Genomic DNA, 23,779 nt, shown 5'->3' with positions numbered 1-23,779 from the left:
ACCTTTTTTAAATAATTTTTATCTTTTAAATATTCGTTTAAGTTATCCAGTCGTAGAATACTGAATGATTGTTCATAAAAAATTGAGGAGGGGATTATGTCCGATAGAGTAGAAGCGGTTAAAAAACTGTTTACTTCGAAAAGTTCGCGTGTCGAAACGAACAAGGGTGATACGTATTATCAAGACTTGTTCGATAAATGTGAGGCGCGTTTGAATGAAATGCGTGCACAGACACCGGCAAACAAACTAGATTTTACCGATCTTTTAGAAGAGAATGGTATCGATCGACGTGAGTTTATGAAATGGGCTAGTGCTACAACAGCAATGTTGATGTTACCTCCTATGTTTACACCACTGGTTGCCGATGCGGCAGTGATGATGAATCGTGCGCCGGTTATTTGGCTTGAACTTCAAGACTGTGCCGGAAACTCTGAAGCGCTTTTACGTGCCGATGGGCCAAAAATCGATGAGATCGTTTTGGACATAATTTCCCTTGAATTTCATGAAACGCTTCAAGCCGCGTCAGGCCATCAGGCTGAGAAACAGCTCGATGAAGCGATGGAACATTTCAAAGGAAAATATCTCCTATTCGTTGAAGGTGCTATTCCGATGGGGATGGAGGGACAGTACGGAACAATCGGTGCAAAAGGTGAAACATTCCATGACCATTTATTGCGCTGTGCTGAAAATGCTGCTGCAGTTGTTGCGGTAGGAAGTTGTGCTACGTATGGCGGTATCCCTGCAGCGTCTCCGAATCCTACGGGTGCGGTTGGGGTTATGGATGTTGTCAAAAGCAAACCTATTATCAATATCCCTGCTTGTCCGGCAAATCCTGCCAATATGGTCGGGGTGATTTTGCATTACGTCTTGACGGGTCAAGTACCGGAACTTGATTCACTTCTCCGTCCTAAATTTGCATTCGGCTATCGTATCCACGATAACTGTGAACGCCGCGCACACTTCGATGCCGGTGAGTATGTTGAAGAGTGGGGCGATATTGGTGCCAAAAACAATTTCTGTCTCTACAAAATGGGTTGTAAAGGACCGATGACGTTTAACAACTGTTCGATTGTCCGTTACAATGATGGGGTAAACTGGCCTATCGGAGTCGGACGCGGTTGTATCGGATGTTCGGAACCCGATTTCTGGGATAAATACGCGTATGAGCGTCCGATGTCGGATGCAAAAATTAAAGCACCTACGGGTGGAGTTGAAAAAACCGTTGACGAATTTGGTTTGGGCATGTTGACCGCAGTCGGTATCGGTATCGCGATCCATGCAGCAGCCAGCGCAGTAGCCGGTAAACGAGAAAATTCAGGAGAGAGCCATGAGTAAGCATATTGTAGTTGACCCTATTACCCGTATTGAAGGACATTTGCGTATTGAAGCGGTCATTGATGATAATAACACGATTGTAGATGCGTACAGCGCTTCGACGATGTTCCGTGGTATTGAGACGATTTTACAAGGACGCGATCCTCGTGACTGCGGACTTTTAGCAATGCGTATTTGCGGTGTTTGTACCGGAACTCACTATCAACGCTCTATTGAAGCGGTAGAAGATGCGTTTAACATCACTATCCCTAAAAATGCTCGTCTGGTTCGTAACTTGATTCAAGGTGCGCTCTATGTGCATGACCATGTGGTTCATTTCTATCATTTGCATGCACTTGATTTCGTTGACGTTGTTTCCGCATTGTCAGCCGATCCGGTTAAAACAGCGGCAGAAGCACGCAAATGGGCAAGTGTTGCGGGTGAGTCCCCGTTTATCGACGGTGAGAGCGAATTTAAAGCGATTCAAGATCGTGTGGCAAAATTTGTCAAACAAGGGCGTCTCGGAATTTTCGGAAACGGTTACTGGGGCAATCCGCACTATAAATTGACTCCTGAACAAAATCTTATCGGTGTTGCCCACTACCTTCAAGCGTTGGATGTACAACGTGATTTGGCAAAAATGCAGGCGATTTTCGGCGGTAAGAATCCGCATCCGCAATCGATTGTTGTCGGTGGGGTAACGTGTGTTCAAGATATTCAAAATCCTGCGCGTATTGCATTGTTCAAATCATTGCTGCTCGAAGGGCGCAGATTTGTTAAACAAGCGTATTTGCCGGATGTTTACATGGCGGGAACCATGTATGCGGGTGAAGCAACCGATTCAAAAGCGACCTTTAGCGAACTAGTCGGGGGCAAAGGGGTCGGTGGAACCGGCGGTGGATTGCTTAACTATATGAGTTACGGTGACTTCCGTCTCGATGATACCGGTTTTTACAACTCTGCGCTCCTTTTCCCTAAAGGGGTTGTCATGGGTGGCGATATCTCTAAAGTCCTTCCTTTGGATGAAGCAAAAATCATGGAAGACGTGACCCACGCATGGTACAAAGGGGACAAACCTCTTCATCCGTATGAAGGGCAAACAATCCCTGAATACACCGGTTTGGACAAACGTGCAGACGGTATCGCGTATTTGAAAACCAAAGAGAAATACAGCTGGATTAAATCACCGATTTACAATGATGCTCGTGTCGAAGTAGGGCCGTTGGCACGTATGGTGATCGGGGTTGCGGCAAAAGATAAGCGTATTACCCAATACGTCACCAATTTCCTAACACGTGGAAATCTACCGGTTTCAGTACTCTTTAGTACCGTCGGACGTACGGCGGCACGTGCTATCGAAACCGAGTTGATGGCAGATGTAATGGTTGAGTGGGTTGACGAACTTGCAAAAAATGCAGCTTCAGGCGAACTCAAAACATGGACTGATTTTGATTTTGATGAAGTGAGTGTGAGTGCAAAAGGACGCGGTATGGCGGAAGCTCCGCGTGGAGCCCTCGGACACTGGGTAAGCGTCGAGGATGGAAAAGTTATTAATTATCAAGCGATTGTCCCTTCAACATGGAATGCGGCTCCGCGTGATTATAAAAATCGTATGGGGGCCTATGAAGCGAGTTTGATCGGAACGAAAGTAGCCAATCCTGAGCAACCGTTGGAAATTATCCGTACTATTCACAGTTTTGACCCTTGTATCGCATGTGCGGTTCACGTCGTCGATACCAAAGGTAAAGAGCTTGCTGTTTACAAAGTAGATACTTCTTGCAGTATCTAAGGAGAGAATCATGAAACAACAGGGGTATACACAAGTCAAACGTATGACTCCGATCATGCGGATCATGCATTGGGTAAATGTGATTTGTTTGGTTGGATCGATTGCTACAGGACTTTATATCGGACACCCGTATTATCAGACATTAATTGCTGATGGTGCCGTTGATAAATACGTCATGGCGTGGAATCGCTATGGCCATTTTATCATTGCGATCATTTTTGATGTGACATCGGTCGCTATCGCCTATCTTTACTTTTTCAGTCGTTTTGAAAAAGCGTATAAGAAGGTGATTCCAAATGCGAAAAATATTTTGGAATTCAAAAATGTTTTAATTAATTTAATAACCTTAAACCGTAAAAATGAGTTCAATTCAGCTCATGCGGACAGTTTCAATACGGTCTATTTTACGGTTTTCCATTTGCTGTTGATTTGGATGCTTCTCACGGGGCTTCAACTCTATGTGCATGGATTAGGATCAGGGACAAGTTCAATCGGTGCATGGTGGCCGTGGATATTGCATGCATCAACGGATTGGACATTGTACGTAACTGGCGGAAGCAAAATGGATGTTCGTATGTCACATCATTTGACCATGTGGTTGATCCTTTGCTGGGTAGTGTTTCATATCTACTATCAAGTTTGGAGAACGATTTTCTGGAAAGAGGCGGATATTGCTATCGTTATCGGCGGATCGAAGTTTGTTAAAGACAACTCTCCAAAAGCGTAACAGTCCCGTCTGTAAAGGCGATTTTTTTACTCATTCACCCTGAACAAGGTTCAGGGTGAATGAAGAGCGTAGGTCTTTTATAATTCTCCGGCGGGAGAGAGATACAAGCTCTACCATTTTGTTATTGAAGGTTCGTTATGGCATTCGCATTAGAGGTGATGACCTCTTTTTCTCAACCCACGATTAAAAATTATCTTATTTCACTTATCCGCTCTTTTGGTATCAAAGCCGTTGTCCACCAGCAGAAAACGAAAATCATCTGTGCTTTTGACAGTACCGATGAAAGGCTTCAGGAATGTTTGGAATCGATCGCGTCTAATCTGCCGGCATCGTGTTTTATGAGCAATTCGCAGCATTACGAAATGGAGGGAGAGCCGGAATCGATTCCCGATTTTGAGATGGAATATCCGGTTGCACTGGGATTATGCCCAAGCTGTCAAAAAGAGATGTTTGATCCATCCTCGAAACGGTATTACTACCCTTTTACGCAGTGCACCCATTGCGGCGGGCAATACGCGTTTTTTGAACACTATCCGTACGCACGTGAAAATACGTCACTGTCGTATATAAAACCGTGTCCCACGTGTGAAAATGAGGCAAAAAATTTAGGACGACGGGAAAAACAGGTACTGGGCTCTTGTCATGAATGCGGTATCCCCGTAAAATTGATTCACAAAGAGAAAGAGCGTTATGCAAACGATGCAGGGAGCTTTCGAACAATGTTTGAAGTTTCCGCCAAAGCACTGCGTGACGGCAAAACTCTCCTGATGAAAACAACGATGGGATATCGGTTGTTTCAGCGAGCAGATATGCTTCCGCAAGGCTCAGTATTGATGCTTGTCAATGCGGTGAAGATTACGGAGTATTGCTCCCTCATTAACGATGAATTTAACGCATTGCTCAGCATCGAACGTCCTATTTTACATGTGGCGCTTAAAGATGAAACCCTGCGCAGTACATTCGGAGCCTCAATCGATGTCAAATACCCCGATGAGGGATTTTCCATTCTTCTTGCGAAAGAGTTGAGCCTTTTAGGACTCAATTTTATTGCTTATGAAGCCTTGGAAACTCCTTGTGAAGCCGATTTTGTGATGGATTTTGATCTGGAACTCCATCATCAGAGCGATATGCGGTTGTTTATCAATAAAGATGTCAAATTCATCGCCTCCGGTGAACGGGTTTCGTTTCCCTCAAGGCTCCCTTATGGAACGGATACCCTTAGCATCGCCCACGGTCTGGTCGGTATCAAGGATGATAAAGGGGTATTGTTCGATCAAATGGGACGGTTTACATCTGCTTCAACGTTCAAGGTTAATCAGCTTGAAACGGAACCCCGTGAAGTTGAATCGAATAACTTTCACTCGATTTCTGCAGATGAAGCCTCTTTTATGTCGGTAATAGCGGAACACAATAAATTCGGAACCAAAGTGGTGGGGGCCTATTTCGAAGGGGAACCCTCTTTTTTGTATTACGACGGTAAAAAAGTGATTCGGGTCGTACCTCCGAAACATTTCAGCGGAATCGGAATTATCGAAGCGATGCGCGGGTTGCGAGAAGGTTCCGATCGACTCATCGCTAATGTCGAGAACAATCATCCTGAGTTGTTCAGTGTTTTGCGTGAGATCGAGGAGAAGGATGGTTCGTTGTTTGAAGCGACAGCGATGATCTTGGGACTGCAAGAACACAGTTATGCAGGTGTGATGAAAGAGGCACTGAAGTTTATCGGTAAGGGCGGTTTGCAGATCGATACCAAAGTCGAAGATAACCGTTTTAACCATGTCGCCTTTTTAGCAAGTATCATCAGTTACCGCCTTGCGGGTGTCGATTCAGTTTATCTGAGCTATTCTATCTTCGAATCTTTCGGAGATTATTTCAGTGAACTGTTGAATGAAATCAAGGGTAAAACGAAAGCAAACGATATCGTATTGTGCGGATCGTATTTCGCCGGACAATCCCTTTTTAGCCGATTACAGAGAAATCTGAAATCGTCTGCGGTGCTAATGAATATGAGTTATCCGATCGGGAAGGAAAATTGCGTTGTCGGTGGAGTCTTTTTATAAACTAATGGTACACACTTTCCGAGCAAAGCCCGCAAAGTGGCAGGGACAAATGTCCCTACAACCCCCTAAAGCACCCGTATCGCTCACGATACGGGAGAAGAACTGTGTATGATCAGTTGTAAAATTACGATCAAAGGGATAGTTCAGGGGGTTGGATTTCGCCCCTTTGTCTACCGTGAAGCGTGCCGTTACGGGATTAGAGGATTTGTCTGCAATACCCCTGAGGGGGTGGTGATCGAGGCACATGGCGAGCTGTGTGAGCCCTTTATCAACGCATTGCGAGAAAATCTTCCGGAGCGTGCTCGTATCGATTCTATGGTGATTGAGCCGTGCGACTTTTTGGAGTATAGCGATTTTGAGATTCGAGAGAGTACTCTGGGATTTGGCTCTATTGCTATCCCTCTGGATACGGCGCTTTGTCCTGCGTGTCAAGCAGAAATGGATAACCCAAGTGATCGCCGTTACCGATACCCGTTTATCAATTGCACCGATTGCGGTCCTCGGTATACCATTATCCAAACTCCCCCTTATGACCGTGTCCGTACCTCGATGAAACATTTTACGATGTGTCCTGACTGTGAGGCCGAATACACCGATCCCGCTTCCCGCCGCTACCATGCCGAACCCATTTCATGTCCACAGTGCGGCCCGGAATTGAAATTCCTTGATAATAAAGGAAATGAGATGGCGGGAGACCCAATCGATCTGGCCGTACAAATGCTCAAAGCGGGAAAAATCATCGCCCTGAAAGGGTTGGGGGGATTTCATCTGATGTGCGATGCCACCTCGGAGAGTGCCGTCAGCGAACTGCGACTGCGCAAACACCGTAAAGCTAAACCCCTCGCGGTAATGTTCGGCTCAATTGAACAGCTTGAAACATACGCTCAGATCAATGAAACAGAAAAAAGCTATATCACGGGAGCAATCAAGCCGATTGTGATCGCGGGTGCGGTGCAAGGGACAAATCTCTCAAAACAGATTGCCCCTTTGATTGACCGATTGGGGGTTTTTCTCCCGTATACGCCACTGCATCGTCTTATATTTGAGCAAATCGATTGCCCTCTTGTTGCGACGAGTGCCAACATCAGCGATGAACCGATTATGATCCGAAGCTCTGAAATTATTAACCGGATGAGTCATGTGGTGGACGGTATTCTCGATCATGACCGTACCATAATCAATGCTCTCGATGATGCGGTGATTCAATTTGCCGAGGGTCATGTCGTAATGTTACGGATGGGGCGGGGATTTGCTCCCCATACGTTCCCTTGTACCCACCCAATAGAGAAAGGGATTTTAGCCCTTGGTGCTCATCAAAAAAGTGCTATTGCTCTGGGGGTAAAAGAGAATATGGTACTTAGCGGACATATCGGCGATTTGGGAAGTGTTGAAGCCGATGGCTATTTTGAGCGGACGGTACAAACATTTAAACGGTTTTATGAAAGTGAGCCACAGCTTTTGGTCCACGATCTGCATCCGCAGTACGCCTCGAGCGTGTACGTACAGGAACAGAAAACAGAGCACTACGGAATTGGGCACCATTACGCTCATATTTTAGCGTGTATGGCGGAATACGCTTTAGAGGAAAAAGTGCTCGGTTTCGCGTATGACGGTACGGGATACGGAGAGGACGGAAGTCTTTGGGGAGGTGAGGTGATTGTTGCAGATGCTTACGCTTATGAGCGGATCGGACATTTAAAACCGTTTGCTCTGCTGGGAGGGGATAAGGCGATCAAAGAGCCGCGACGGATTGCGTTGTCTCTGTTGTTTGAGAGTTTCACTCTCGATGAGGTACTGACTCTCAAATCACCGACCGTTGAAGCATTCTTACCGCATGAAATCCGAACCCTTCACCATATGTGGGTTAAAAATATCAATGCTCCCCGCAGTTCATCGATGGGGCGGCTTTTTGATGCGGTAGCCTCGTTGGGGGGATTTATCCAGAATCTTGATTACGAGGGGCAGGGGGGGATGATGATGGAGTCGTTTGTGGATGATTCCATTATGGAACCATTCGCATTTGAGGTTCAAAACAGAGTGATCGATCTTTCTCCTATGGTTAAGGAGATCATAACACTCGGTGCGGAGAATCAAACGGTCGTTGCCAGCCGTTTTATCGCTACGGTAGAGGCGATAATGGGTTATTATGCTGATCACTATCCTGAATTGCCGATGGTTGTCGGTGGCGGTGTGTTTCAAAACCGAGTGTTGATGAGCCGATTGTACCGACGTTTCGGAAGAGGACGATTTTACGCTCAACAGCAAACGCCGATCAATGACGGATCGATTGCACTGGGACAGTTATACTATGCTTTGCATAATTCCCGTTCACCCTGAGCCTGGCGAAGGGTATGTTCATGGTTCGACAAAACAAGGGTACCGCTCGCGAAGCGATGTTTCCTTGAGCTCACCACGAACGAAAAAAACTTGATACAAAAGGTAATACATGAACGCTAAGATTGCACTAATCGGTTCGGGAAACGCATTTTTTATGGATGAAGGGATCGGGCTTTACGCGGGAAAATATCTCAAAGAGAATTTTACGTATGAGCCTGCATTGGATATCGTTGATGGCGGAACACTTGGATTTTTACTCATGCCGCTGCTTCAGGAGTATGAATACGTCATAATCGCTAACACCAGTTCCGATGACTCTAAGGCGATTGGGACGATTGAGGTGATGAGCGGCGATGAGCTTATCGCCAATCAGGGGATTAAAAAAACGGCGAACGAAGTAGAGATTACCGAGATGCTCCAAATCTGTTCGATGGCACATCACTGTGCACAAACCACGATGATCAGTATTGTTCCCGAAGATATTATCAGCGTCAGTGTCGATGTGACCCCCGCTTTGCGTGCACATTGGGAGAACTATATCGAGATGATTGTATCGGAACTCGCCAAATGTGGTATCACTGCGACCCTAAAAAGCGATGTGATGAGTTTGGATGAGATCATCGAGCAGTTTGCCAACCCGAGTATCGAACATGGTAAAGGTTTCTGAGGCTATGTCGATTGTCGTATTGGGTGTCGGAAATGTACTCGAAGAGGATGATGGTGTCGGTATTTACGCGTGCGCCTATCTGAATGCCAATTATACATTCACCCCTGAAATAGAGATCATCAACGGGGGGGTTGAGGGGATCAACCTGCTCAATCTCTTTTTGGAGAATGACCGCATCATTATCCTCGATACGATCAACCTCGATGATGAGGCGGGGAGTATCTATAATATCCCCTCTTACGAACTCAGCGGCTACGGCTTGAACAGCGGCGGAGCGCATGAAGTAGGGGTGATGCAGTGTTTGGATATGATCGAGCTGATGGGACATCCGTTACCGGAATCGAACGTTATCGGGATTATCCCCAAAAGCATCACGTTTGAGATGGGTTTGAGTACTGCGTTGAAAGATCGATTTGATGCATATATAAATACAGTTATTAACTATCTAAAAACTATTAATATCGATGCGGTACCTAAAGAGACGATGAAGAGCTTAATCGAGATTATCGAGGAGTTTAAATATCCGAGCCGTTAGAGAGGAGTTTTTTTATATCATTTTTTAAAGGCAGAAGCTTGTTATTGATAATATCCCAAATCTCATCCGCGTCAATACCGAAATAATCATGGGCGATAATATTTCTAAAATCTTTTATTTTTTGCCAAGGTATTTCTGAATGAGAGGTTTTGAAATTTTCATCCAAACGAGAAATGATTTCGCCTATTACGACGAATTGCATCATTGAAGCATCAAAACTTTTTTGATCATGATAGAATGTATCTGCATTGTCAAAATCTTGTGAGTACAACTTGATCTTTTCGATAGATTCGATAAGTGCATTCAGATTAAAAGTGATATTGTTAGACATACAGGGTATCTTTTAAAATTTGCTCTCTCGCATACGGTTTTAGATATTTTTCGCGAGCTATATCGACACTGCGATCAAATGAGAGAGAGAGAAATTGTTTCAAAGAATCTTTTAAATCGTGTATATTTTGCGTCCCTTCTTCAAGCTCTACCAATAGATCAACATCACTGTTTTCTCGTTGTTCATTACGGGCGAATGAGCCGAACAAACCGATTTTTGTGACATGATATTTTTCTAAGAGAAGTTTACGATTGTTGTGCAAAAAATTGACGATCTCATCTTGTGTGTTCATAAGGGTATTCTATCATACTTCTAATTAGGGCGAAAATAGAGATTGAAACGAGGGTTATTTCTCTATCTCTTTACAGTTTATCCATGTGCTAATATGATCACGATGAAAAGTATCTAAATCTTTGATAACCCCGACGGCTTTAGGATGAACATCATGAAACAAAATAATTCCTTTGCGATGTAAAAGCATGAGTGTGATTGTCCGGTCTTTCACCTGTTTGGTCGTTAGTTTTTGGTTCCAATCTTGAGAATCGATATTCCATAACATGACTCTATCTCCTAAATTTCCGAGCCTATCTACTAATGCTTGCTGTCGCTGACCGTAGGGCGGTCTAAACCACAAATATTTTTTTTGAGTTCCTTGGAGCTGATTTTCGGTAATTAGGCTACGTGTTTTATCGTACAGTTCAGACCAATTTTCGAGCTTTGGATGAGGTGTATGTACGTAGCCGTGAGAACCGACACACATACCATCGTAAAGTTGTTTAAGGTCATTAACTCCATGCGCTTTTAGCGCCCCTTCTAAATTTTCTCCCAATACAAAAAATATTCCGTTGATATTTAGTTTACGTAATTGGTCGGTTACAAGTGGTGTTTGCGAATATTTCGGACCATCATCAAAGGTTAGGAGAAATTGTCCATCCGCATACTCGAACCCTTGTATTTCTCTCTCATCAAGTGTGTGAATTTCGGAGGTAATCCGAGGAAACAAAGCCGCCAATCGAACTTGTTCATAAAGATAATAAGAGAAAAATGTTTGAGAGGCGTTATACCAAGGCACGAGAAATTGTTTCGGTTTGTATTGTGTGGATAGTGTTGATAACTCTTGCCAAGTATTAACATTTTGGCATAAATCTTTTTTGTCACTGCAACTTTTTTGAGCTTGTTTGAAGTTTTTAAGTAAATTATTTTGGGTAAACGATTGCCATTTTGTAACGGAGGCGGAATTGATGTTCTTGATGGAAGTAAATTCTTGGATAGATGATGTATCGGAAAGGTTGATACTATTGATTTGACGAATGTAGCTGATGATTTCATGCCGCGAAGCATCATCAAATGAATTTTTTGAATGAATGGGGTATGGCCAAAGCATTCTATCAAAAGTGGCTATTTTCTCTGGACCATAAGCATGGCTAACAACCGAAAAGAATAAAATAAATATTAAAAATTGCATATCTTTCCTTTATGATTGTGTATAATACAAAAAAACACGTAAAAGGGTTATTATGATTAAATTATTCGTAGTTGTATATTTTCTTATTTGTGTAAATATTTCGGCAGGTGAGATTCAATTGTTATCAGCTGTCAAGAAAGATACTCCCATTGCTAATGCAGAAGTAATTTTCCAAAAATCAGGGGAAACTTCTATTAAAACGTATTCTAATGCTCAGGGAAAAGTTTTTTATAACAGATTCAGCGGTATGGAGTCATCCGATACAATGATGTTGATCAAAAAGCCTGGTTTTTCTACATTAGTGGCTAAATGTCCATGTGATGGTTTAACATACGCATTAAGTCCGAATATGCAAAACTTGGATGGGCTTCGTGTAGTTTTGACATGGGGGCAATATCCGGCTGATTTGGATTCACATTTGTCCTATCCGGGAAATCACATCTTTTTTGGATCTCAAGTAGGTGTTCAAGCAAATCTTGATGTAGATGATACAGACAGTTTTGGTCCTGAAACGATTACAGTTGATCAGAAACAAGTCGGTAAAAAATATATTTATGCTGTCCACAATTATTCAGATAACTCTAACCCAAATTCGAGTGGATTGAGTAACTCAGGCGCTACTGTTAATGTTTATATTGGTCAAACATTGGTTCGTACCTATCGTGCAATGCCGCATAAGGTTGGAAATATTTGGATTGTCTTTGGAATCAATGAAAATGGAGTGTTCCAAGATATTAACAGCTATATCGGGACATCAAATAATTCAGAGGGTGTTAAAAATATATTGGGTGGAATGGTTAATATGGGAGACTTTCATGTCTCAAATAGTATTTCCAGTGTAGATTTATCTCAATCTGAAGCGTTAAATTTACAAGGTGAACAACAATATCATAAAGGTAATTTAGAAGATTCAATGTATTTATTTCAAGATGCGATCAATGTATCCCCTAATTATGCTCAAGCGTACAGTAATTTGGGGTTGACTTATCAAAAATTAGGACGAGAAGCAGAATCATTATGGGCAAATCGAAAAGCAATTGAATTGGCTAGTGGAAGTAGCAAAAATACGGTACAGGCAAGTTCATACTACAACATTGCCAAAATTTATGAAAGCCGATCTCAATGGCGAGACGCATTGAAGAATTATCAATATGCACTCGCCAAAAAAGAGCATAATGCTTATCGTCAAGGGATCGCTCGAATGCAGGCAAAATTACGATAATTATTTAGGCATACGAAAATAGAGTTGTTCTAAAATCATTGAGCGTTCTGAGATCGGCGTATTGAACTTAAATTCCGCCTCTTTGAGATAGTAAGGGAAGTGCTCGTTACTTACCCCTTTAAAACCGGTAATAAACTGTTCAAAATAGTGCCAAAACTTCTCAATAACATTGTCATGTTCGGATATTTTTATGATTTTGCTGGTTCGCATGAATTTGGAAAACTCTTTATAATAGAGCCCTTCGAGATTATCTGCTAAAAACTGTTGTTTGAATATCCCCAGCGAGGGCATGAGAAGGGTGTAAACCCTCTTTCCGTAACCGAATGTCAGAAAATTATGGGAATCGAAAATAGCGGTTTTGTCACGCCGCTTGGATTTCTCAATATAGAGGTACTCTTCGTATTGTGTCTCTTCATTTCGATGAAGATGGTACTCGGTTTCGCAGTATTCAGCACTTAGGTGTCGAAATTTTTGATAATAATTCAAAACGGTAGCGTAACTCAGATTCAGAGATATCGATGCCGAGAGGGCATTTTCTTCTTCGCAGAATAATTTAATCAGATGTTTTATTTGATTGACGCGTGTCGGGCTGTATTTTTTTTTGCATTTAGAGCATTTAACCATTCCATCGGCGAGATGATAGAGTGTGTGATTACAATGGATACAGTGACGAAATTCTTTCATGAGGGATATTGTAGCGCAACAACATCAGTGAAGAAAGTATCCTCCGTTAATATTGTTATTATTGGATTAAATTATTTTTTTACTCTATATGATAAACTTTGTGTATTAGCTAAATAGAGGGGTTTTTTTATGAAGAGCAAAATTATAAGTGCATTCGTGTGTATGTCATTGGGGGCAGGGACTGCCGTATCTGCAATGGGAGATGAACATCATAATCACGCTTCCGCATCAACGGTGAGTGAACAAACGATTCATGCGAGCGGGACAATAAAGCAGATTTCCCAAAATCATGAAACTCTCCGTATCTTTCACGATCCGATTCCAGAACTGAAATGGCCTTCGATGAACATGCAATTCGAGGTTGTCAATCCTGAACTGACCCATTCAGTAGAAGTGGGTGATCGTGTGAATTTTGAGTTTGTTCAAAAAGAGGGGAAATATATTATTGTAAAGATGGCTAAATGAACCGTATTATCCTTTTTGTCATGATTGGAATAATGGGTTATGCCGCCGAGGTCACGGTGTCGACACCTTCCTCTGCGGATGCATTGAGCGGTAAAAGTGTTTATACCCCTCCCTCTGCTTCGATTGACGTAGTCGAAGAGGGGTGCGTTCAAAAAGAGGATCAGAATGCGACAGGGCATGGAGGTGCGAAATGGTAGGCAAAACACTCACAGCATCGATAGCGGCATTGGTCTTTATTTCGGGATGTTCTACCATTTCCCAAAAAGAAGCGTTCGAGTCGGTGAATCAGCTCACAAGTGAGCAGGGGGGCAAAAATCTTCAATGGATCAAAACACCTCAAGAAGCAGCAAGTGTCGATGAGAGTGTAAAAGCACTTCTTTCAAAGCCGTTGACACAGGAAAATGCGGTTCGTATCATGCTGATTAATAACCGCGCATTACAGCAAACCTACGAAAATATCGGTATCGCTCAGAGCGAGTTGGTGGAAGCAGGGCTTATGCGCAATCCTCTTTTGGGCTACAGTATCGGACGCAGTAACGGGGTAACTACCTCGACTCTGAGTGTAGAGGTAGCCTTTTTAGACCTTCTTTGGATCCCTCTGCGGCGTGAACTAGGACACTTAGCCCTCGAAGAGACTACTCTCAGTGTCGGAGACACCGTGTTGCGCAGTGCTAGAGATGCAAAGAAGAGCTACATTGATGCCCGTTTAGCTGAAGAAAAAGGTGCGCTCAATCGTTCGATTCTCAAATCCCATGAAGCTTCACTCCAGCTTGCGGTTCGTCAATATACGGCAGGTAATCTTTCCAAACGGGATATGCTCAAAGTTCAAGAGAGCTATGAGCGTGAGCGTATCGAATCGATCAAGCTCGCTCGTGACAATGCGGCAGCACGCGAAGCCTTAAATAAGATTCTCGGGCTTTATGGTTCGCAAACCCATTATACATTGAGTACAGAACCACTAACGCGTATGGAGCCTGCCGTTTCAGAATCGGGATTGGAAAAACGTGCCATCGTCAATCGTCTCGATATGCGCAGTGCGATAAAATCGGTCGATTATGCCGCACTGCAGGCGGGATACAGTGAAAATACACGCCTCCTCGATGAGCTGGAACTCTCCGTAGAGAGTGAAAAAACAACGGGTGAAAAACGGTTTAATACCTTTGGAATAAAACTTCCCATCCCGCTTTTTGATTTTGGACAAGCTCGGGTGAGTAAGACGCAGGCGGTCTACAATCAAAATGTCCATCGCCTGTATGAAACAGCCGTTAATATCCGCTCAGAAGTGCGTGAGGGGTATGCACACCTTCGATATACATTTGATATAGCGCGCTCATACGATGAGGTGGTTGTGAAGAATAATCAGCAGATTTTAGAAGAGACACAGCTTTTCTATAACGGTATGCTGGACGGTATTTACGAGCTGCTCGAAGATCAACGGCGCTTAGGTGAGGTAAAAATGGAAGCGCTCGATGCGTTGGGAGATTACCAAAAAGCACAAGCCGATTTGGAATATACGATAGGGGGAAAACTCTAATGGGACACGATAGACGCGATTTTTTGGGTTTGGGTGCGGCATTGATCGCCACTGCGGCACTCGGTTCAAAAGCCGAAGCTTCCGAACATGATCATGCCGGACATGAAAGCAAAAAGCGCCAACTCACGCTCGTTAAAAATCCTAAACGGGTTCTTTCACCTGCTACCCTCATTACCCCTCAAGAGGGGAAAAATTACAATCCGGTGGTAACACTCAACGGCTGGAGTCTCCCTTATGAAATGAAAGAGGGGATCAAAGAGTTTCGTATTATCGTTGAACCTGTCGTCCGCGAGTTTGCTCCGGGGATGGTAGTGAACTGCTGGGGCTACAACGGTACCTCTCCTGGACCTACGATTGAAGCAGTTGAGGGGGATCGCGTACGGCTGATCGTGACGAACAAGCTTCCCGAACATACCACGATCCATTGGCACGGTCTTATACTCCCTAACGGGATGGACGGGGTTGGGGGATTGACGCAGGTACAGATCGCACCGGGCGAGACCTATGTGTATGAATTTACCCTTCGTCAAAGCGGGACGTTTATGTATCACCCGCACGCCGATGAGATGGTGCAGATGGCGATGGGGTGCATGGGGATGTTTATCGTTCACCCAAAAGCGCCGAAAGCGCATAAAGTAGATCGGGATTTTTGTTTTCTCCTTGCCAGCTACGATGTGGCACCGGGGACCTATACTCCGAATCCATCGACCATGACCGAGTTTAATATCTGGAGTTTTAACAGCCGTGTCTTTCCGGGGATCGATTCAATGAATGTGCGGGTGGGAGATCGTGTACGTATCCGTGTGGGGAATCTGACAATGACGAACCATCCGATTCATATGCATGGACATCCGTTTGAAGTGACGTGCACCGATGGAGGGTGGGTTCCCAAAAGTGCTCGGTGGCCTGAAGTCACCATCGATATCGGTGTCGGGCAAGTGAGAGCTTTTGAATTTGTTGCCACCGAAGAGGGGGACTGGTCGTTGCATTGCCATAAGTCGCATCATACGATGGGACCGATGGGGCACAGCGTTCCTAATATGATCGGAGTCAAGCAAGATGATCTCACCGAAAAAATCAGTGACTTAATGCCCGATTACATGTACATGCCGATGGGTAAAAACGGGATGGCAGAGATGCAGGATATGGTTGAGATGGGGATGAAAATTCCGGAGAATACGTTGCCGATGATGACCGGCAAAGGGCCGTTTGGTCCCATCGAGATGGGGGGGATGTTTACCCTCGTGAAAGTACGTAAAAATCAGCCCAAAGGTGATTACTCTGATCCGGGCTGGTATGAGCATCCCAACGGAACCGTTGCAAAAAAAATGAACTAGGAGTTTAAAATGAAATATTTTAAACATATGACAATGATTTTGTTTTCCGTCGGGGTGATCGTTCCCTCTTCAGTTTTTGCTCATGGGGGTAATACTGAAATAAAACATAAAGAAATGGATTCAAATCAGACATTACACGCCTATAAAATTATTAATAACGAATACGTTAAAAGCATAAAACCTATTTTTGAAAAAAAATGTTTTGATTGCCATGGAAATATAACAAAATTTCCTTGGTATTATAAGGTTCCCGGTGTTAAACAGATGGTTGATTATGATATCAAAGAAGGCAAAAAGCATCTAGATATGAGTAAAGACTTTCCCTTTATTTCGCATGTAACACCGTTAAAAGATTTAGAAGGTATTAAAGAAGTGAGCATTGAAGGTGATATGCCGCCACTTCGTTATGTTCTCGGACATTGGGATTCCCGTTTAACTGAAAGGGAGAAACAAAGCATTCTTTCCTGGAGCAAAGCGTCCATACTAATGCTAAAAGGAGTCCCTCATAAATGAGCCTATTTATGAGATAACCCGATGCCTGCCAGTCAATTTGACGTTTTTTTCAATGAGCGAAAAAATATGCTATAGTATTTGAAAATATTTAGTATTAGAGAAACAGTGTACTGCGAGATTGATTAAAGAGGAAAGGAAAGAAAAATGACAAAGCGTACATTTTTTTTTCGTCGTGTTTTAGCTGGATTTTTTGTAGGAGTCAGTGTCCCCTTTTTAGTCTCTCCGGTGCAGGGTGCCCAAACACCTGAACTGCTCGCACAAAACGATTTATTGCAAATGTCGATCGAAGATCTGACCAACCTTGAAGTGACGACAGCCTCGAAATTTTCTCAGAAAATGGCTGAAGCCCCCGCTTCCGTAACGGTGATCACAGAGGATGAGATCAAGATATACGGCTATCGGAATTTAGCGGATATTCTCTCGGGGGTACGAGGACTCTACACAACGAACGATCGTAACTACGAGTATGTCGGAGTTCGGGGGTTCAACCGTCCCGGCGATTACAACAGCCGAATATTACTGCTGGTAGACGGCACCCGCATTAACGATGCCGATTACGATACGGCGTCGATCGGGCAGGAGTTTTTTCTCGATATCGCTTTGATCAAGAGGATCGAGATTATCCGTGGACCGGGCTCATCCATATATGGCAGTAACGCTTTTTTCGGTGTGATCAATATCATTACGAAAAGCGGCAGCGATTATAAAGGGGGCGAGCTCTCAGCCAGCATAGGGAGTTTCGGGACGACAGGCGCTCGGGGTACCTATGCTCAGGTATTGCAAAACGGCACCGATGTACTTCTTTCGGCGAGCTACGACGAGAGTCGGGGGCAGAACTTCTTTTTCCCGGAATTTAATGATCCCTCCACCAACAACGGGATGGCTCAAGATCTTGACAGCGATCGGGCGAAGCGTTTTTACGGAAAAGTCTCTTTTGGGGAACTGACGATGAGCGCAGGTTATTCCGAGCGGGTCAAAAAAGTTCCGACCGCATCGTTTGAGAGTATTTTCAACGATCCGCGTACGCAGACGACCGATTCGGAAGGTATCGTAAGTCTAGCGTATACAAAAGCCCTCAGTGACAAACTGGAACTCTCCGGAAAAGTTTTTGCCGGAGGATACTATTACAAAGGGACATTCCCGTACGATCAGCCTCCTGTTACGATTAATCAGGACGATGCATTCTCCGAATGGGCGGGGGCAGAAGCCAAGGCGCTGCTCCGTTTGGAAGGACACACCATTATCGTGGGGGGAGAGTATCAAAAAAATCTTCACCAAAACATGAAAAACTACGATGAAGATCCGGCAGCGCTCTATAACGATCTTAAAATGAGCAGCGACCGAAAAGCGCTCTATTTTCAAGATGAGATCACCCTCTCTGAGCGGTTGATACTCAATGCAGGTATACGCTATGATGCATTTTCGACCGTGGGAGAGACGACAAATCCTCGTTTAGCCCTCATCTATGCACTGCAACCGGAAACAGTGCTGAAACTCCTCTACGGAAGTGCCTTTCGCGCCCCAAACACCTATGAAATGTACTCCAGCGGTTTTTCTACTAAGGCAAATCATGCTCTTCAGCCGGAGGAGATTAAAACCTATGAAGCGATCATCGAACATCATCCTCAGAACAATCTGCGACTCTCTGCTTCTCTCTATCGCAACGATATCAACAATCTGATCAATCAGGTTATTGACCCGTCGGACGGGTTTAGCGTTTTTCAAAATATCGGGCAAGTACAGACTATCGGAGCGGAGGTAGAGGCGGAGAAAGTCTGGAGCAATCAAAACCGGCTGCGTGTCAGCTATACTTGGCAAAAAACGATCGATCAAATAACAAATCAGGAGCTGGAAAACTCCCCTCGTAATCTGGCCGCGCTTCAGTATGCGATTCCTCTGTTTGATGAAGCACTTCAGAGCGGCATACGGTTGCAGTATGTCGGCAGTCGCAAAACGCTCGGAGGTTCAAGGGTGGGAGGCTATACCCTTGCTCATGCGAATTTTTTAACCCATGAGCTGGCAAAAGGGACAGAATTTGCAGTCGGAGTTTACAACCTTTTCGACCATCGTTATGCCGATCCTGGCCGTCCTGAACACCAAGAAGATACCATTACTCAAGACGGGCGGAGCGTCAGAGTAAAATTGACATACCGATTTTAAGGATGCAGTTGATCTATCGAGTCTTTTTTCTTTTTACGTGGCTTCTCGCCGTTTCGGGTTATTTACAAGCATCGGTGTATGAGGAAAACCAAGTCAAGGCTGCGTTTCTTTACAATTTTCCTAAATTTATCGAGTTGCCAGGAGAGAATACTTTGACACTGTGTATCGTTGGTGAGGATTCGTTCGGTGATGCGATGGCCGCACTGAATGGGCAAGTAACAGCCGGTAAGCGGCTTGTGGTTAAGCGTGTCAATTCTGTTAATGAAATCCCTTCCTGTCAGATCCTTTATCTCTCTTCCCTCGAGAAAAACAAACTTGAACCCATTATGCGATACGCTAGAAACAAACCGATTCTTACCGTCGGCGATACGTCGGAATATTCGAATCAAGGGGTAATCATCAATTTTTATTTAGAGAACAATCGAGTCAAAATCGAGATCAATATGGATGCGGCAGAGCAGTCCAAACTCAAAATCAGTTCCAAACTTCTTAAAATCGCAAGGATCATTCGTAATGGGCAATAAACGGCAGGGATTTCTTCTGAAATATTCCATTAAAACTAAGCTGATTTTGATCGGCGTGGTGATTTCAGTCTTTGGGCTCATTGTTCTTGGCCTCACAATGGCGATTATGGAAGTGAGTATCGAAAAACAGAAGATACTCAAAGAACTTAATATTCAAGCGAAAATTATCGGAGACAATTCCACTGCTTCGTTGATATTCAACGATCCGAAAAGTGCCGGAGAGACCCTCTCCGCACTCAAAGCCAATCAAAATATCGATTACTGCGAATTGTACACGAAGGAGGGGGTAGCGTTTGCCACCTACAAATATCGTGATCGACACAACCATCCGCTCATCCCTTTTTCAAAAATTGAGTCCAATCATTTCGGACTCAATCATGTCTCTGTGTATCAGGAAATTATTCTCGACGGCGATGTGGTGGGAGGGATTTACATCCAGTCCAATCTTGATGAAATGTACAGCAATCTCTCGTATTACGCCCTCTTTTTGCTTATAGGGCTTTTAATTGCCCTTTTTCTATCGTATGTTCTATCCAAAAAACTGCAAAAAAAGATTACCGAACCGATCATTCAAATGGTCGAAATGATGCAAATGGTCTCGGAAGAAAAAAACTATGCCATCCGTACCCCTGTCATCAGCAATGACGAGCTAGGGTTGCTGGCAGAAGGATTCAATGAGATGCTTTCTCAAATCCAGATGAGGGATAGCACTCTTGAAGAGCATCGGCAAAATCTGCAGATACTGGTCGATCAACGGACCGGCGAACTCCATAAAATAACCGATAGACTCGTTTTGCATTTTCAGCAGCTCCCTTTTGCCGTTATCGAATGGGATATGGATTTCAGGGTCATCGATTGGAACCCGGCGGCTGAAAAAATATTCGGCTTTACCAAGGAAGAGGCGATGGGAAAACGGGGTGACGAGCTACTTCTCCCTGCCTCCAGTAAAACATTAAAAATATGGTCTGCCCTCTTAAGCGGTAATGGTGGAGAATACAGTTTAAATAAGAATCGGACGAAAGAGGGGAAAATAATTTTATGTGAATGGCACAATACTCGGCTGATTGATGAAAACAATCAAATTGTCGGTATTGCCTCCGTTGCGGAAGATGTCACGGAAAAAAAACAATTTGAACAAAAAATTGAATATTTGGCGTATTACGATGAATTAACCGGATTACCTAACCGTGCACTGTTTAAAAATCACTTGGAGACGGAATGCCATAGGGCAGATAGAAACCACAATATTGTCGGTATTGTTTTTATGGATCTTGATTTCTTTAAAACCGTGAACGATACGTTGGGACACGGTGTGGGTGATATTCTTTTGCAAGCTGTTGCATCCCGGCTAAAAAATAGTTTTAGAAAAAGTGATACGGTATCGCGTTTTGGGGGGGATGAGTTTGCCGTCCTTATTCCTGATTTACATATGGAAGAAGAGATTGAGACTATTCTTCAAAATGTTTATGATCAATTTACTGCCCCTTTTGTGATATTGGAACATATACTCTATGTTAGTTTGAGTATCGGATACAGTTTTTACCCTTTGGATGAAACCGATTCCGAAATGCTTTTACGCAATGCCGATGCAGCTATGTATTATGCCAAAGAATCAGGACGGAATAAATACTCTCGCTATCAGAATGAAATGACCGCCTATATTCACGATGAATTGAAGATTCAAAATGAGCTCATCAGTGCACTTCAAAACGGAGAATTTCTCCTTTATTATCAGCCTCAAATGAATATCGGCAATAGTATCGTAACGGGCGCGGAAGCTTTGATACGATGGAATCATCCAGAACGTGGGATCGTATCTCCGGGTGACTTTATATCTATAGCCGAAAAAACAGGGCTGATCGTCCCTATCGGAGAATGGGTATTGCGTACCGCATGCCAACAACTTAAAAATTGGAATGACCAAGGAATAGAGACCTTCACTATGGCCATTAATCTCTCTTCACGCCAATTTAAAGAGGAAAATTTTTTCAACAAAACCATTGATATTTTGAATGAAATAGGGGTAGATCCGAAAGATATTGAGCTTGAACTGACGGAAAGTATCCTAATTGATGATACGTCTAAAATTTTTAATATTCTGAGCGCATTTAAAACGTTCGGAATCCAGTTCTCTCTTGATGATTTCGGGACAGGTTATTCATCCCTGAGCTATTTAAAACATTTCCCCATCTCCAAACTGAAAATCGATCAGTCATTTGTCAAAAATGTTATGACCGATGGAAATGATTCTACTCTGGTAAAAGCGATTATAGCAATGGGGAAGGCACTAAATCTTACAACGATTGCTGAGGGAGTTGAATTAGCAGAACAGCTGGAATTTTTACGTCAAGAAGGGTGTGATGAAATACAAGGGTATTTCTTGGGTAAACCGATGCCTGCAAGCCAATTTGAAGTTTTTTTCAATGAGCGAAAAAGAGGTGAGTCCTGAAATTTAATAAGAAAATCATTTTTTTAGGTTTGTTTTACCATAAAATCTTATAATCACTTATTCTGAATGATTATTCATAAATAGGGGCTTGAAAATGGAAATCGGTTTAATGATCATTTTTTGGTACGGTATCTTGCACGCTTTTGGGCCGGATCATCTGAGCGCTATTACCGATTTTTCGATCGGTAAAGAGACGAAAAAGACATTTTTGATCGTAGGGGCTTTTGCGATTGGGCATGGGATCATGCTCTTTATCTTTGCAAAAATCCTGCAATATTACACATTGCCTGAAGCGGTTCTAGCCTATGGGGATGTGATTGCGTCGAGTGTGATTCTCTCCATCGGACTCTATTTACTGTATTTGGTCTATGCGAATAGAATCCATTTGAAAACGCATACTCATGAGCATAAAAAACACGTACACATTTGGTTCGGAAATGAACACCAACACGAATCTTCCACGACTGCATCCGCATTTGGGGTGGGTGTTTTGATGGGGATCGGCGGGGTGCGTGGTATGTTGGTCACTCTCGGAGTTTTGCAGGGACAAGCGGTTGACTTTAGCATGGTTTTAGCCTTTATCGCCGGAGTTATGGTGGTCTTCTTTAGCTTCGGTTTGGTCATTTCTTGGATTAATCGAGAGATTTTGACGAATATTCAAAATGTACGACGTGTTTTTGCTACGGTTGGTGTCATTTCCGTCTTAGTCGGCGGGAATATGTTATTAGCGTAACTTCGATTCCGTTCGCCCTGAGCCTGTCGAAGGGTGTGTCCATGGTTCGACATACCCTATAGGGCACGTGAGCTCACCACGAACGGAAAATATAAACTAAACAATAAGGATTTTAATTATGTGCAAAGACTGCGGCTGTTCTATTACGGATCACGATCACCATCATGATCACCACGACCACGACACTCATCATCACCATGATCATGGAGACCATGACCATCACTCTCATGATCATCATGCGGCGCATGAAACATTGCACCATAATCCGCAGTTGAACGATTCTAAAACCATCGCGGTGATCAAAAAGATTTTGGACAAGAACGATCAAGAAGCGCACCATAATCGCGAACATTTCAATGAGCACGGGGTATTAGCGATTAACCTTATGAGCTCACCGGGAAGCGGAAAAACAACCCTTTTGGAAAAAATGGGTGCGTTGGCTCCGTTTAAATTCGGTGTCATCGAAGGGGATTTGGAGACGTCGCGTGATGCGGATCGTCTCAAAGCGGTTGGAATCGATGCCGTACAGATTCAGACGGGGAGTGCGTGTCATCTGGATGCGTTTATGGTTCATAAGGGGCTACATGATCTGCCGTTAGCTCCTTTGGATGTCTGTTTTATCGAAAATGTCGGGAACCTCGTCTGTCCGGCAAGCTACGATGTCGGATCGCATTTGAACATTGTCCTTGTCTCTATTCCTGAGGGGGAAGACAAGATCGCCAAATATCCGGTGATGTTTCGCACCGCCGATTTGATTCTTATCACCAAAACCGATCTCCTCCCCTATTTTCAATACGACATTGAGCGTGAAAAATCCGAAGCGCGTAAGATCAAACCGAATGTCGATATTTTAGAGGTGAACATCAACGATGAGGCATCGATTAAAAGAGTGATTGAATGGATTGAATTTAAACGAAAGATGAGAGCGTAATT

At 43.6% G+C, this 23,779-nt stretch carries 22 protein-coding genes; 18 read left to right on the top strand and 4 right to left on the bottom strand.

Annotated features, from left to right (window positions below; translation table 11 throughout):
* Positions 1-96: 96 nt before the first annotated feature.
* The 7 genes from B649_RS09730 to B649_RS09700 all read left to right on the top strand — a co-directional run bounded on the left by B649_RS09730 (position 97) and on the right by B649_RS09700 (position 9,429).
* Complete coding sequence (locus B649_RS09730) at positions 97-1,335, top strand: hydrogenase small subunit (protein WP_015654353.1); 1,239 nt, start codon at positions 97-99, stop codon at positions 1,333-1,335.
* Positions 1,328-3,103: a nickel-dependent hydrogenase large subunit gene (locus tag B649_RS09725; RefSeq protein ID WP_015654352.1), complete on the top strand. Its 1,776-nt coding sequence runs from the start codon at positions 1,328-1,330 to the stop codon at positions 3,101-3,103. The genes B649_RS09730 and B649_RS09725 overlap by 8 nt, the downstream gene beginning before the upstream one ends.
* 10 nt (positions 3,104-3,113) lie before the next feature.
* A complete protein-coding gene (locus tag B649_RS09720) occupies positions 3,114-3,830 on the top strand; it encodes a cytochrome b/b6 domain-containing protein (RefSeq protein ID WP_015654351.1) in 717 nt (238 codons plus the stop codon).
* 137 nt (positions 3,831-3,967) lie between these two features.
* Positions 3,968-5,890 (top strand): hypothetical protein, encoded by a 1,923-nt coding sequence (locus tag B649_RS09715; protein WP_015654350.1) that lies wholly within the window; start codon positions 3,968-3,970, stop codon positions 5,888-5,890.
* Positions 5,891-5,998: 108 nt separating this feature from the next.
* Entirely contained in the window at positions 5,999-8,227 is a 2,229-nt protein-coding gene (hypF, locus tag B649_RS09710; RefSeq protein WP_015654349.1) for a carbamoyltransferase HypF, read from the top strand.
* Between the two features lie 109 nt (positions 8,228-8,336).
* Positions 8,337-8,894: a hydrogenase maturation protease gene (locus B649_RS09705; RefSeq protein ID WP_015654348.1), complete on the top strand. Its 558-nt coding sequence runs from the start codon at positions 8,337-8,339 to the stop codon at positions 8,892-8,894.
* 4 nt (positions 8,895-8,898) lie between these two features.
* Positions 8,899-9,429, top strand: a complete 531-nt coding sequence (locus B649_RS09700; RefSeq protein WP_015654347.1) for a HyaD/HybD family hydrogenase maturation endopeptidase — start codon at positions 8,899-8,901, stop codon at positions 9,427-9,429.
* On the opposite strand, the gene B649_RS09695 is transcribed toward B649_RS09700, so the two are convergent.
* From B649_RS09695 to B649_RS12325, 3 genes are read right to left on the bottom strand one after another with little or no spacing between them, the layout of a single operon-like run.
* A complete protein-coding gene (locus B649_RS09695; protein ID WP_015654346.1) occupies positions 9,410-9,760 on the bottom strand; it encodes a HepT-like ribonuclease domain-containing protein in 351 nt (116 codons plus the stop codon). The genes B649_RS09700 and B649_RS09695 overlap by 20 nt on opposite strands.
* The gene (locus B649_RS09690) at positions 9,753-10,052 is read right to left on the bottom strand and encodes a nucleotidyltransferase domain-containing protein (RefSeq protein ID WP_015654345.1); all 300 of its coding nucleotides are present in this window, start codon (positions 10,050-10,052) and stop codon (positions 9,753-9,755) included. Before B649_RS09690 ends, B649_RS09695 begins: the two co-directional genes overlap by 8 nt.
* Positions 10,053-10,106: 54 nt before the next feature.
* Complete coding sequence (locus tag B649_RS12325; RefSeq protein WP_015654344.1) at positions 10,107-11,225, bottom strand: polysaccharide deacetylase family protein; 1,119 nt, start codon at positions 11,223-11,225, stop codon at positions 10,107-10,109.
* 52 nt (positions 11,226-11,277) lie between these two features.
* Here B649_RS12325 and B649_RS09680 point away from each other — a divergent pair, with 52 nt between their 5' ends.
* Positions 11,278-12,447 carry a tetratricopeptide repeat protein gene (locus B649_RS09680; RefSeq protein ID WP_015654343.1) on the top strand — a complete coding sequence of 390 codons (1,170 nt, stop codon included), beginning with the start codon at positions 11,278-11,280 and terminating at the stop codon, positions 12,445-12,447.
* On the opposite strand, the gene B649_RS09675 is transcribed toward B649_RS09680, so the two are convergent.
* On the bottom strand, positions 12,448-13,131 hold the full coding sequence (locus B649_RS09675; protein WP_015654342.1) for a hypothetical protein: 684 nt from the start codon (positions 13,129-13,131) through the stop codon (positions 12,448-12,450). It abuts the gene before it with no gap.
* Positions 13,132-13,260: 129 nt separating this feature from the next.
* Here B649_RS09675 and B649_RS09670 point away from each other — a divergent pair, with 129 nt between their 5' ends.
* The 10 genes from B649_RS09670 to hypB all read left to right on the top strand — a co-directional run bounded on the left by B649_RS09670 (position 13,261) and on the right by hypB (position 23,777).
* Complete coding sequence (locus B649_RS09670; protein WP_015654341.1) at positions 13,261-13,596, top strand: copper-binding protein; 336 nt, start codon at positions 13,261-13,263, stop codon at positions 13,594-13,596.
* On the top strand, positions 13,593-13,793 hold the full coding sequence (locus B649_RS09665; RefSeq protein WP_015654340.1) for a hypothetical protein: 201 nt from the start codon (positions 13,593-13,595) through the stop codon (positions 13,791-13,793). Before B649_RS09670 ends, B649_RS09665 begins: the two co-directional genes overlap by 4 nt.
* Positions 13,787-15,130, top strand: coding sequence for a TolC family protein (locus B649_RS09660; RefSeq protein ID WP_015654339.1), 1,344 nt, complete (start codon positions 13,787-13,789; stop codon positions 15,128-15,130). The genes B649_RS09665 and B649_RS09660 overlap by 7 nt, the downstream gene beginning before the upstream one ends.
* The gene (locus tag B649_RS09655) at positions 15,130-16,467 is read left to right on the top strand and encodes a copper oxidase (RefSeq protein ID WP_015654338.1); all 1,338 of its coding nucleotides are present in this window, start codon (positions 15,130-15,132) and stop codon (positions 16,465-16,467) included. Before B649_RS09660 ends, B649_RS09655 begins: the two co-directional genes overlap by 1 nt.
* A gap of 9 nt (positions 16,468-16,476) precedes the next feature.
* Positions 16,477-16,980 carry a heme-binding domain-containing protein gene (locus tag B649_RS09650; RefSeq protein ID WP_015654337.1) on the top strand — a complete coding sequence of 168 codons (504 nt, stop codon included), beginning with the start codon at positions 16,477-16,479 and terminating at the stop codon, positions 16,978-16,980.
* A gap of 144 nt (positions 16,981-17,124) precedes the next feature.
* On the top strand, positions 17,125-19,140 hold the full coding sequence (locus B649_RS09645) for a TonB-dependent receptor (protein WP_015654336.1): 2,016 nt from the start codon (positions 17,125-17,127) through the stop codon (positions 19,138-19,140).
* Between the two features lie 8 nt (positions 19,141-19,148).
* Positions 19,149-19,664 carry a YfiR family protein gene (locus tag B649_RS09640; protein WP_015654335.1) on the top strand — a complete coding sequence of 172 codons (516 nt, stop codon included), beginning with the start codon at positions 19,149-19,151 and terminating at the stop codon, positions 19,662-19,664.
* Complete coding sequence (locus tag B649_RS12320) at positions 19,654-22,113, top strand: EAL domain-containing protein (protein ID WP_015654334.1); 2,460 nt, start codon at positions 19,654-19,656, stop codon at positions 22,111-22,113. The genes B649_RS09640 and B649_RS12320 overlap by 11 nt, the downstream gene beginning before the upstream one ends.
* A gap of 94 nt (positions 22,114-22,207) precedes the next feature.
* Positions 22,208-22,846, top strand: coding sequence for a hypothetical protein (locus B649_RS09630; RefSeq protein ID WP_015654333.1), 639 nt, complete (start codon positions 22,208-22,210; stop codon positions 22,844-22,846).
* Between the two features lie 118 nt (positions 22,847-22,964).
* Entirely contained in the window at positions 22,965-23,777 is an 813-nt protein-coding gene (hypB, locus tag B649_RS09625; protein WP_015654332.1) for a hydrogenase nickel incorporation protein HypB, read from the top strand.
* Positions 23,778-23,779: the final 2 nt, after the last annotated feature.

It is taken from the genome of Candidatus Sulfuricurvum sp. RIFRC-1 (assembly GCF_000310245.1).
Classification (GTDB): Bacteria; Campylobacterota; Campylobacteria; order Campylobacterales; family Sulfurimonadaceae; genus Sulfuricurvum.
Note: the sequence above shows the minus strand (reverse complement) of the source record. Positions and strands in the feature narration are given on the sequence as shown.